This window comes from Streptococcus oralis (assembly GCF_023611505.1).
Taxonomy (GTDB): domain Bacteria; phylum Bacillota; class Bacilli; order Lactobacillales; family Streptococcaceae; genus Streptococcus; species Streptococcus oralis_CT.
The window spans coordinates 1820331-1832236 of the sequence record NZ_CP097843.1; the positions used below are offsets into that span (position 1 = coordinate 1820331).

Consider the following 11906-nt stretch of genomic DNA (forward strand, 5'->3'; position numbering starts at 1 on the left):
CTACCGCCTATTATACCCCAAAAACAAGAAAAGAAAAAAGACCTCTCCAAACGGAAGAGGCTATATTTTTATAGTGATTTTAACATTGGCTTATATCATGATTTTAATAGTGATAAAAATCAATATCTAAAGTGATAAACCTTGGTCTTTTTGGTTCTTTGGAGCGGATGCAGTTGGTAAAACCTCTTGATACATTTTCTTTAGAGATAGCTCATGTTGACCACCTAACAATAGATTTTCAAAAAATCTATCCAGGTATTCAGGATTTTTCTTCAGCAATTTTGCATTGTCCAAAACCAGGGCATCCCTGAAGTAACGTGCATTCTCTTTGAACGGGCTATTATCAACTTCAAAGCCTAGTGAACGTAGGTACTTAATCATGAAGACCGTAACAGTTCGGGTGTTGCCCTCTCCAAACGGATGGATTTGCCAAATTCCCGATACAAACTTTTTCAAGTGCTTGACCATTTCTTCAGGTGTCTTCCCTCGATAGTCAAATTGTGACTCCTGGTCAAAATCATAGGTTAAGCTAGCCGAGATAGTTTGATAATGATCATAGATAACGCTATCTCCCTCTAAAATCGGCTCTTTTTTAGTGATGTTATAATGGCGATATTCTCCTAAAGGAATACCTTGGCTTAGAACGCCAAAGAATAGCTCTTTATGGATTGATTTTAGAGTGGTTGGGGCAAACTTGAAGGCGTTGCTTGATAACAGCTCTACAATCCTTAAAGAGACAATATCAGCTTCTTTCGTGCTATCATCGGTCTCTTCATGGTATTTGGTAATTTGGTCATAAATTTGTTGATACTCAATCTTACCTTCAATCTGCTCTTTAGCCAATTCAACCATATAGCGTGATGGCTCAAGACCGTCCACTTGCTGAAGACCAAAGCCAGTCTGCCATAAGTCAAGTTTAGTCTGATAGGAAAGGTTGGGGTTATCAATTTCATAGGTTGGTTGCATAGGTCACCTGCGTAAATAATATTATAGTGATTTTTATCATGATTTTAATTGTGATAAAAATATTGACGATTATTCTTCTTCATAACTCTCAATCCAATTATCAAGGAAAGTTGATGCTCCGCTATATCCTGCTTGCTCCGCAATCCTATCTAGCTTTTCTCGATTTTGGGGCTTCAAGGTGAACTGATAAGGATGTTTGGTCTTCCCTGATGGGCGACCTGCTCTTCGCCCTTGTGATTTTGCCTTAGGGACTGACGGTATTGTCTCGCCTAACGCTTTACTAATTTTGTCCTTTTTGATTTCAAAAGCCATTGCATACCTCTTTTTAAATAGCTATTTATATCATGATTTTAATAGTGATATAAATATTTATTAAAATCATGATTTTTATATTGATTGATATTAGGAGTTATCCGACACGGTCTGAATTTGGATCAGTGTTTCTTCCAAAGCTGAAAAGAAAGCCTCGTGTTCGTTTCGTGATGTTTGGTCAGCCATGATGTCAATAACAGTATTGTCTTTTGATGCACGGTTAAACAATTCCTTTTGAGGAATTTGACCAACAACATTGTCATCATTTTCAAGGACAGATAACAACTCTTTCGATTTTGCCGTATTATGCTTTATCATGTTAGGCAAAAAGTAGAGTTTAGCAGTAATTAGAGACTCACGGCTTGGACGGACAATTTCTGTTTTTCTGTACTCGTCAAGACGGACTTCAAGATTTTGTTTCGCTTCAAAAGCAAAATCGCTTGGCGTAATGGGACTGAAAAGAGCATGACTAACAGCGATAGCATTTCTTGTAGCAATCCCGAAGTCAGGTCTGCAATCTAAAATCACATAGTCGTATTGTGCTAGGTTCTTTGCTTCAAGATTTTCACCTAGCCAGTCATACAGAAACATATTCTGATTAGGATTGGTTTCAAGTCTTCTTTCAGCTTCATCTAGTCTCATAGAACCTGCAATTAAATCAATGTTAGGCGCAACCGATAAAATGGTCACGTCTCCTGAACCAGTAAAGACATTAGCAACTGTTCCTGAATCCTCGTAAACGTCATAAAAGTGTGTTAGGTTGCTTTGATGGTCTAGATCAATAAATAAAACTCTATGACCTTGACTAGCTAAATACTGACCTGTTAGAAGGGCTAAAGTTGTTTTTCCGACTCCACCCTTGATGGCAACAAAGCTGAGTAATTTCATTTATTTCTTTTCTCCTCCCTTTTTCTATACTTCTATTATAATATAAATCATGATAAAAATCAATATAGAAATCATGATTTTAATAAATATTTATATCACTATTAAAATCATGATATAAATCACTATCTTTTTATCTGATATTTTTCACGGTAGCGCCTAAACGTTCGCTCGTTTATGCCTGTTAAGCCTGCCACGTCTTTATCAGACATTCCTGAAAGGTAAAGCTCGAAGGCGTGTTTTAGTCTGCTATCGTCTTCAGTAAAGAGTGCCTTTCTGCCCTGGTATTTGCCCTGAGTTTTTGCAATAGCTATCCCTTGGGCTTGACGTTCCTTGATTCGTTCCCTTTCAGCTTGTGCCTGGTACTTGTATAGCTCTAAAATTAAGTTGTTTAGAAGCCGTCTCAAGTTATCATCTTCAATCCCTCGAAGGGTTGGAAGGTTTAACACTTCCAAGGTAGCCCCTTTAGTTTGTATCTGATTCATGACTTCAGTTAGCTCCTGGTTATTTCTTCCAAGTCGTTCTAGCTCTGTCACAACGACTATATCCCCTTCACGGATATAGTCAAGCATGGCTTTCAACTGTGGGCGGTCTTTGCTGACACCGCTGACCACTTCCTGAAAGAGCCTGTCAACGTGCTTCAGTTGATCCAGTTGCCTATCCAAGTTTTGGTCAGTCGTGCTGACCCTTGCATACCCAATTTTTGTCATATTTCCCCTTTCTATTTTGCCTAACCCTATTGTCCGCCTCCTCATCCCTTTAAAATCAAGAAAACGGCAAGCGGTCAATAGGCTATAGCCTATTGACCGCTTGTAGTAAAGTGGTTTTTATGGAGTGTGAGGGATTCGAACCCTCTAGGCGCTATTTGGTACTTTCTGTAATTAGGATAAACAATTCAATGGTCACTCCAACAGCACCATTAACCACCAAGTTTGAAATAGACAACTTCATAGATACACCTCTTTTCAAGCTAGAAATAGCAATATAGGTTTGAATTAAATCACAAAGAAGCGATATGTCCAAGTTTATCCCTAAAACACTACATACTAATACACACTTTAGCACAAGAGTAATCATCCGCTAAGGTCTATATTAGCAGAATCATTATACTATTTTTAGTTTCAAATTTCAATAAAAATTAGTCTCAAAATTAAATTTCATCCATACTTGTTTCATAATGACTTTTAACATCTTGACGTCTTACTTCAGCGTTACGTTCTAATTTTTCATACTGAGTAAAGTCTTTGACGATACTGTCAAATTTTTCCTTCAGGGCTTTTCGCTCGATGGAGACCTCGACCACCTGCTTTTCAATTTCTTTTGGATTGACTGAAGGTGAAATATTCAATTCTTCCAAAATTTGATAAGCTACTTTGGCATCAATCGGATTCTCTGCGTGAATATCTTCAAGCGCTGAAGCAATTTTATTTAGTCGCTCGATTTTCTCATCCAATCTATCAAGTGACTCTTGTGTTTCTTCAATCTGTCCCAGGAAGCGGTCATGTAACTCATGGAATTGGTCTGAATCGGATACCCCGTGACTAACCAGGTAATTATATTCTTTGACCAACAAATCCAACTTAGAAATGTTAGGGTTCTTGGTTAAGATATATTCTCCGCTTTCGTAGGCAAGTTGATTGATAAGCGTTGACCCTTTCATGAATTTATTGCTTGCTGAATTGTCAGGATTGATGAAATAGAAAAAATCTGACTTCTTGATAAAAATATCAAAACTGCCGTCCTCTTGTTTATCAACAAGACGACTAGGAATTTTGACCGTACCTTGGTTGGCAATACCGTATTGCATTTGAAGATAGATACCTGTGTCCGTTTCATGCTCGACCTGCCACGGTTCAATTTTTACCCGTATTTCAAAATCTTCTGCCTTTTCAGCTTGTAAGGTGTCATACTCACTCTTGATACTTTCTAACGGATAGACGATTTCATTTTTAGCCAGGCGCTCCTTAATTTGCTCTAAGGAATACCTCCCCTTTTTTGATAAAGTGCTGTCACGGGTATTTCTTTTTTGGTCTTTGTCAAGCAATTTATACTTGGCATATTTCCCCGAAAAGTCAACAGCAAGATTTAACGCCTTTGCCTTTTCTTGAAAATCTGAAAGGTTGGTTGAATGCTTCAGGAGAAACTCAAGCCGTGATTTAATTTCTAACTTAAAAACATTTTCTTTTTGGTAAGCTGAATATTCTTTGTGTCCGAATTGATTTTGACGAACAAGAATTTTTGCACCTTCCAGGTCTGCATACTTGTCAGAAATTTGTTCAAGGGCTTTCTTTGTTCCTTTTTGCCATCTGAATTTATTGAGTGTGACCGAGTTAGTGGAATTGATATAAATGTGATTGTGTAGATGTCCCTTATCCATGTGAGTTGCAATGACAAATTGATGACTGCCACCTGTCAATTCAAGAGCTGTCTTCCGTCCTATCTCATGTACTTGCTCAGGTGTCAAATTGTCTTCAGGGGAAAAGGACTGAATGATATGGTGTGCCAAAACATCATTTTTGACCAACTCTTCATTATTGATTGGTCTTCCTTTTTCCAAATTGGCAAGTTGCTTCAACATCATAAATTCTGAATAAGCAGACTCAACATCAATCACCAAATTTCCCGAAACTAGCTGAGAGACTATCTGACCATCTACAATCTTTACAGGAAAGTTCAAATCAGAATCAATCAATTCTGTTCCAATAGTCTTAGCACCATCTTCAATATACTTGATACCATCAGCTAACTTGTTGACCGATTTTATCTGCTTAACTTTTGTAACAACCAAGTCAATTTACTCCCTTCTGTCTCTCATCATTTTTTCAATCATAGCCACTTCTTTATCAAAATTGTCATCCATCAACCGCTTAACTTCTGCAAGTGAATCCTGTAAATTTTGAAAGTTTTCAAGTGTAATTTCTTCATTTGTATTGACGTACTTTGCAAGCTGATTGATATTTGTACCAATACGATTTATCTCCGTTCTTAATTTTATAAGCTCCGAATAATCAACGGTTACGACCTCACCTGTCAAAAGCATATAACGTGCATAGGTATTGAAATTTTTAAATCCGTGAAGTTCCATCCGTTCTTTAATCAATTCATTTTCTCTTGGGGTAACTCTCATTTTTCGCTGAATTTCACGATACCGTTTTTCTTCTGTCATTGATTCTTACCTCATTCATTTTTCTTGACATCTTTGCTGTAGCCCTCTATACTTTTCAAACTGGCAAGCATAGCAATTGGGTACCCAATTGCGAAATTTAAAAGATTTTTCCAACCCCAAATACTGGCAATTCTGCCAATTCGGGGTCGGGAAATCTTTCAAAGTTTTGGGGAAAAGCCCCAAGCCCCTTAGTCGTCTTTCAGACCTTAGTTGACTTCAACTTGTTGAAGCAACTCCTCTTTTAAGGACTGGTAGTCTTCATCAGAAAGAGAGTCAAGATAGGAAATTGTTTCTTGATATTCTTCAGCTAGGTCAGAGTCAATGCTTTTGAGTTCGTCTGCATCTTCATCTAAAAGGGCGATGGCTTTTCTGCGCTTGGCTTCAATAAAGTTTTCATTTCTTGTGTACGTTCCATTCTCGAAATAGAACAAGTTGAGAAGTAATGTTGTTTCAATAGTGTCATTCATTTTTTAGTCCTCCGTTTGTTTTCTGCGACTCATAAAGCCTGCGGATAATTGAGCGACAAGGTCTTTTACAGGCTCATCTCGTTGTCGCTCTTCTGCTCTTTTTTTGGAGCATCTTTCGCCTGCTCTTTCTCTTTAGGTTCAACCTCTTTTTCTTTAGATTGGTTTTTCAAGCGATCAATTTTTTCTTGAAAGGCATCCTTGGTCAGTTCTTTAGTTTGATACTTTTCAAGAGTTTTATCAATTCTTGAAATCAAACTATCTGCTTCTTTTTGTACAATTTTAATTTGACCTTCTAGGTCAGATAGTCCGTCAGGGTCATCTGTCCATGTTGCCAAATAGCCAAAACTGTACTCACTTGTATCTAACCCATAATGACTAGCTACCACAAAAGCAACTGACTCAGCTTGTAATTCTGCGGTACTTCTTTTAAGAGGAGTTTCTTGTAATTTCTCCATATTGTGTAGGTCAGAATGTGCCATTTCATGAAAGATTGTTTTTAGTGTTTGTTGCTCGGACATCCCTTGCTTAATTACAATTTCATTGTTGGTTACGGAATAAAAACCGTTAGAGCCTTTGGTGTCTTTGCTGAAAGAAAGGGGAACACCATTAGCTTCAGATACCTCTTTAGCTGACTTGTAAAGATTGCCATAATCTTCATAAGTCCCCTCAAGTTCATAGATTGGTTTGGGTAATTCTTTTCCATTTGTCTGTGAGACATCAAAGACTGGGACAAGTTTGAAAGACATAAATGTTTGTTCATTTCCATTCTCATCTAAGAGTGGTTCATTAGTTTTAGGGTCTCGTCTTTTTAGAGTTATAGGGGCAAAAATCCGTAATGACTTTTCTCCCTTATTGACACTTCTCTCAAATTCATCCTTCCACTTTTTGAAGGATGCCACGTGAGAAGCTTCAGGGTTTTGCATTAAAATCAACTGAATATTTCTCGGTGAGTAATTGTGAAATTTACTCATTGTGGTCAAGTATTGTTTGTAAGTGTCAGACTGAAAATAGTCTTTAACGCCATCTTTCAAAAGTTGAGAAAGCCCCTTACTGTCTTTTGCCTGAATCAGTTCAGCAATGCTTTTTTGTGGTTCAGGTGAAGGTTGATTTTGATTATTTGGATGATTGCTGTCAATCGGGTTTGACCCATAACTAACCTCTTCCTGGTCTGACTTTCCGTCACCGTCTGTGTCAGCATTAAAAGGACTTGTCCCTTGAGCTTTTTCAACTTCATCAGGAATACCATCACCATCTGAATCACGTTCAAGCTCTTCTTTTCGTGCTTCAGCTTGTTTTTTCTCTTCGTCTTCTCTGAGAATTTGCTCAATGCGATTTCTCAAATTTGGTTCATTATTGTCTGCCATAGCTAGACCTCCATTTTGTAAATTTGGTTCATCTTTAAAGGGTTCAAAATCTTTATTTTGTCGCAATATATCAAGCATTGCTTGTCCATTATCTTTAACAAATTCAGGATTGATTGACATTGTTTTGATGCTGTCGTCTTTCTCAACAAAGACCCCTAATATCGTTTTTTCTTGATTTAAAGTATCCAGTTCAATGTTGAGCGTTCGGCTAGGCTTCAGCAATGTTGCAGGGAAGGTTGAGTTATCATCCGTCCGAAAAGCTAAAAGAATATCTTTATCGTCTGAACGAATAGCACTTGAAACATCTAACCGCCCCATCTTCTCAACGGAAGATAAATCATCAAAGACAAAAGAATCTGACTCAAAGATTTCAGGGAGCATAGGGAGTAATTTTGCCTTATCTCTAAAGCCAATCCCAACTGTTAAATTTGCAAAATCGCCTTTTCCTGAAGCTACGTCTTCAATGAATTGCTCTGATAAATTTTCAGCCCACTCATGATAAACAGGAGCAATCCCTGTCAAGTGCATCCAATGCCTTTTTTCAAAATCCACCTGAAGCATCTGAACGTCTTCTTTATCCTGGTAAAAATACGTGACCTTACTATCAGCCAACTCATTAAGATACCAGTCAGCCGATTTTTGAAATTCTTCAGCGTAACGATTGAGATACCTCAAATCTTTATCAGTCGCATAATGATAGCCATTTCTAAGCCCAACACTTGACTCTTTTGACCTATCAATGTTAAAATATAATTGAACATTGGCAGGAAAATCAGGTTGAGTCTTTGACTCTTCAGGCTGTGGTGCTGTCCTTGAAGGTTCGCCTTCTAAATAACCGGAATTGCGATTGATTAGTTCGCCCCCAATGTTATTAAGTGGCTCTTGACTTCGGTCAAGGGCTTTTTCTTTGCTCTCCTTCAGGTAATCATTCCAGTCCATCTTGTCCTGACTTTCCAATCTCGGGGGGAGATCTGGAGTCAATCCAATTTCTTTATTGGTCAACCGCTCAATAAAGGCGTGACCTGCTTCATCATTATCAACTGCAAGGGTAATTAAGTCCTGGTGCTTTCCATCCTTAAAAAAAGTGCTTAATTTAGCTGTTTTAGCGAGGAAGGAAGATTTTTTCTCCTGGTCAACCTCATCATCAAGTTCACCAACTTCAGACAAGAGTTCTGCCACGTGACGACTCACCGTTGATTCTTTTAAGCCATCCATCGCAACCAGGCGGACATCTTCAAGACTATCCTTGTGAAGCTCATAATAGCTCATCAAATCAATAGGAGCTTCCGCAAAGACTAATCGTTTAGGTGTTCCAATATCAACGTGCATTCCCGTCATACCATCAGAAGCCCTCATAATCTGTTTTAAGCGCCCTCTCTCGTAAAGGTCATGATTTTCCTTAATACCTTGAAGAGAAGCGCCTATAACCTCTCCTTGGTTGTCTAAACTCTTGAAAACAATGACAGGTTCATAGTAGTCCCCTGTCTTTTTAGTTGCTTGTGATAAGACGTTTTTTTCTACGAAAAAATCGATCGTCTCATCAGACAAGCCCCTGACATCCTTCAGATATTCCCTGGCTTCTATGAACTTAGTTTCATAAGGCTCAAGGTAATAGCTGAAGGGTTCTTTTTCAGGAACGTTGGTCACATCGACCACGTCAAAACTACCTTCTTCCAAGAAGTGTTTTGCTTGCTTAAAAGAAAGCTTCTCCCCTGTCAATTCTTCCTGAACGACTTGAACCATTTTAATCACATCACCGCCATTGCTACGGGCAAACCAATTGAAATAGTTTTCCCTAACATTGATAGTGAAAGAGTCATGTTCTTCCCAAGTGTAAGTATAGCTTCCTGTTCGCTGTAAACTCATGCCCAGGCTTTCTGCCACTTTTAGAATTGACAGGGCTTTGAGTTCTTCAATACTCGCCATCTATCCTGCTCCTTACCTCTATTTCTTCCTGAAGCAAGCTATCAATATTAGCTTTTAAGTAAATCAGCTTTTCCTTAGAAGGTTCAATCTCCTCAACTTCAAGCACTCCTCTATACCGTTTAGGGTAGCTAAAAAGCTGTGTAGAGACTGCTTGAAAATCTTCAACGTCTAACGTCTTAATCAAGATGCTGACAAAGTCATTTAAGACCTCCCCCTGGTTGCTCTTTCCAGTCACTTGATGCTCAAGTGCAAACTGTTTGAGTGCTTCCGCCATCGTTGGCATCTCAACGACTGAAAAGAGGGTATCAAAGTAACCTATCCCCCTCATATTAGTTGTTTGTGTCATGTTTTCCTCCTTTTCCTCAAAATACAAAAGAAACCTGGTAGGCAATCCTAACAGGTTTTCTTTTGGTTAAGCCACTTCCTCAAATGGTAATTTTACTTCTAGCACCTTTGCGCTAGTTGTTTCTATCACCCTATCATGGTTGACGTTGGCATCCCAGTCATCCATATCAGACATGGAACGGGTATAACGATACCAGTTCGTATCACTTGGACTATTCGCCAGTTCTTTAGCACGTGGATGCTGAAGAACGTTAGTTTTCTTATCTCTGAAGACATTTTGTTTAGAGATAAAGATTAAGGCTTCATCAACCCCAATACGAGCCACCTCATCAGGTGTGAGAAGGTCACGCTGAATGGTTTGAATAGACTGACTGCTTGACCCTTGCGTTCCTCTTGTTTGCGACTGATTCTTAACATTGATAGTCTGCTTACCGCTTCGCATTGAGAAATAGTTCATTGTTTCCTTATCATTCGTCCCCAAGTAAACTAGGGTAGCACAGTTATTGAATATGGTCTCCCATTGGTCTTTATAGAGTGCCTTCAATTGACTGATGGCTTGAATGATAATATCAATTGAAATCTCACGGGAGCGAACTGAAGAAAGTGTTTCCGTGAAGTGTGGGAAACGTCCAAAGTTGGCAAACTCATCTAAGATAAGTCTGATATGTAACAAGTCTTCAGGTTTGCACGTTGGATGGTCTCCCTGAAGGATTTCATCCGCTGTCTTTGGTAGCTGCCTAAACATCATGGTAAACATAGTCGTTGCAATAAAGTTGAAAGACTTATCTGTTTCAGGAATAGCGATAAAGACGGCTGTTTTTTCAATCTGCCATTTTTCCATTTCCATTGAGTCACGGGCGGTCAGGTTTCTAACCGCATCATGGTCAAAGACGGCAAAACGTGAAGAAGCAATAGATAATACAGACGTCATTGTTTTGCCTTCAAAGTTGCTATTAAACAATTCCCACTGTCTATTAGCATAGTTTCCTGGCAATTCTTCTTCAAGTTCTTCAAACAGTCTTTCAACCACGCTTGGAGTATCTTCATCCTCACGCTTGATATTTCTTAAAAGGTCTGCAACCTGAGCGATATTTGGCTCATACTTCTTCAGGACTTTTCCGTCAAAGTAGAGATACCCAATCAACGCCCTCATCAAAAGCATTTCAGCCTGATTCCAAAAATCCTCACCTGTGTTATCTGACCGTTTTGTCCCTGCGATAATCGCTTCAGCAACTCTATCAATATCTAGCTCATCGTGCATATAGTGAAAGACGTTGAACTGATTAGAGTTGGTCAGAGTGACCAGGTCAAAGATTTTGATTTTATAGCCGTGATCTTCAAGCATTTTTCCTGTCTCACGGACAAGAAGACCTTTCGGGTCAGTGATAACAAATGAACTATTCATTTGCATCAGGTTAGGTTTCACAAAGGTGAAAGTTTTCCCGTCCGCTGGTAAACCGACTATCAGCGTGTTCTTGTTTAATTGACGGTTGAAAGGGAGGCGTTTATTGAAAAGTCCCATTCGTCCATTTTGACTGAAAATCATATCATTTTCAGGTTCTTTATCCCGAAAAGAAGCTATTTCCTTGTTCGTGGCGTACCGTGCCGACCCGTATTCCTCCCCGTAGCGGTAGCGCCCTTTGTCACCAACTCGAAAGTAAAACATCAGGACAACAAAGAGAGCTAAACCGCCACCATATAGACTAGCTTGAGTGAAGTTAAAGTCAATAAAAGACTTACTTGTCCAATTCTCCATCATCCAATCCAAACGGGCATTATCTATAAAGGTAACTCCTTCAGTTGCAGGTGCTATGTCATAAAGCTTGACCAACCAATGCACCGCATAGCAAAGGATAAGACCCACAATCAAATAAGGGAGAAAGCGACGTTTTTTCTGTTCTGTAACCATCTATAACCCCTTTTCATCTTTCGCAATAGCCTTCTTAGGCGTTGGTGTTTTAACCTTATCTTTAGTTTTGATTTCTGCGGTAACCTTTTTCTTGTAGTAAGTCAATTTCTCCTTTAAAGTCATGGTCTTTGGTGTTTTGATAAGATTTTTAGTAAGTTTTTCTGCCTTTTCAGGTTCAGTTAAATCATTGATGACCCCTTTGAAACTTGCTTCTAAGGCTTGCACGTTCTTTGCATCGATGGCAACTGTACTTGTACCGTCCTTATTATCCATAATGGAAAATCCCACATTGTAACCTTTTAAGTATTCTTCCAAACGTTCTGTGTTCAGTTCAGAGTTCAGAAACGTTTCAAAATGTTTTGTATCCTTTGTTGCCATAAACTGATTCCAGTTGGTTTTATCCGTATATGTCTTGTTTTCAAGATAGTGATTTAGTTTGTGATACGATTCTTCAAGTGCATAATACATTGATTTTAGAAGCATTTCGCCTGTTAATTTATATATATCGGCTACTTTCATTCCTATTCTCTCCTGATCCATTTTTATCCTCCTTTCTAAAAAAAGCA

The 11906-nt window shown here is 38.7% G+C and carries 11 protein-coding genes; all 11 read right to left on the reverse strand.

Annotated features, from left to right (window positions below):
* Nucleotides 1-126: 126 nt before the first annotated feature.
* The 11 genes from M9H69_RS09195 to M9H69_RS09245 all read right to left on the reverse strand — a co-directional run bounded on the left by M9H69_RS09195 (nucleotide 127) and on the right by M9H69_RS09245 (nucleotide 11880).
* Nucleotides 127-966 (reverse strand): Fic family protein, encoded by an 840-nt coding sequence (locus M9H69_RS09195; protein WP_001183258.1) that lies wholly within the window; start codon nucleotides 964-966, stop codon nucleotides 127-129.
* A 69-nt stretch (nucleotides 967-1035) separates the two neighbouring features.
* Nucleotides 1036-1278, reverse strand: coding sequence for a hypothetical protein (locus M9H69_RS09200; protein WP_000863487.1), 243 nt, complete (start codon nucleotides 1276-1278; stop codon nucleotides 1036-1038).
* 90 nt (nucleotides 1279-1368) lie between these two features.
* Nucleotides 1369-2166: a ParA family protein gene (locus M9H69_RS09205; RefSeq protein ID WP_250315254.1), complete on the reverse strand. Its 798-nt coding sequence runs from the start codon at nucleotides 2164-2166 to the stop codon at nucleotides 1369-1371.
* A 122-nt stretch (nucleotides 2167-2288) separates the two neighbouring features.
* Nucleotides 2289-2873 (reverse strand): recombinase family protein, encoded by a 585-nt coding sequence (locus M9H69_RS09210; RefSeq protein ID WP_250315255.1) that lies wholly within the window; start codon nucleotides 2871-2873, stop codon nucleotides 2289-2291.
* Nucleotides 2874-3313: 440 nt separating this feature from the next.
* The gene (locus tag M9H69_RS09215; RefSeq protein ID WP_250315256.1) at nucleotides 3314-4951 is read right to left on the reverse strand and encodes a helical hairpin domain-containing protein; all 1638 of its coding nucleotides are present in this window, start codon (nucleotides 4949-4951) and stop codon (nucleotides 3314-3316) included.
* 6 nt (nucleotides 4952-4957) lie between these two features.
* On the reverse strand, nucleotides 4958-5329 hold the full coding sequence (locus tag M9H69_RS09220; RefSeq protein WP_084937312.1) for a plasmid mobilization protein: 372 nt from the start codon (nucleotides 5327-5329) through the stop codon (nucleotides 4958-4960).
* Between the two features lie 206 nt (nucleotides 5330-5535).
* Nucleotides 5536-5796 (reverse strand): transcriptional regulator, encoded by a 261-nt coding sequence (locus tag M9H69_RS09225; RefSeq protein ID WP_250315257.1) that lies wholly within the window; start codon nucleotides 5794-5796, stop codon nucleotides 5536-5538.
* A 65-nt stretch (nucleotides 5797-5861) separates the two neighbouring features.
* The gene (locus tag M9H69_RS09230; RefSeq protein ID WP_250315258.1) at nucleotides 5862-9086 is read right to left on the reverse strand and encodes a PBECR4 domain-containing protein; all 3225 of its coding nucleotides are present in this window, start codon (nucleotides 9084-9086) and stop codon (nucleotides 5862-5864) included.
* On the reverse strand, nucleotides 9073-9432 hold the full coding sequence (locus tag M9H69_RS09235; RefSeq protein ID WP_020902572.1) for a hypothetical protein: 360 nt from the start codon (nucleotides 9430-9432) through the stop codon (nucleotides 9073-9075). The genes M9H69_RS09230 and M9H69_RS09235 overlap by 14 nt, the downstream gene beginning before the upstream one ends.
* Before the next feature lie 66 nt (nucleotides 9433-9498).
* Entirely contained in the window at nucleotides 9499-11340 is a 1842-nt protein-coding gene (locus tag M9H69_RS09240; protein ID WP_250315259.1) for a VirD4-like conjugal transfer protein, CD1115 family, read from the reverse strand.
* Nucleotides 11341-11880, reverse strand: coding sequence for a hypothetical protein (locus M9H69_RS09245; protein ID WP_250315260.1), 540 nt, complete (start codon nucleotides 11878-11880; stop codon nucleotides 11341-11343).
* Between the last annotated feature and the right edge of the window lie 26 nt (nucleotides 11881-11906).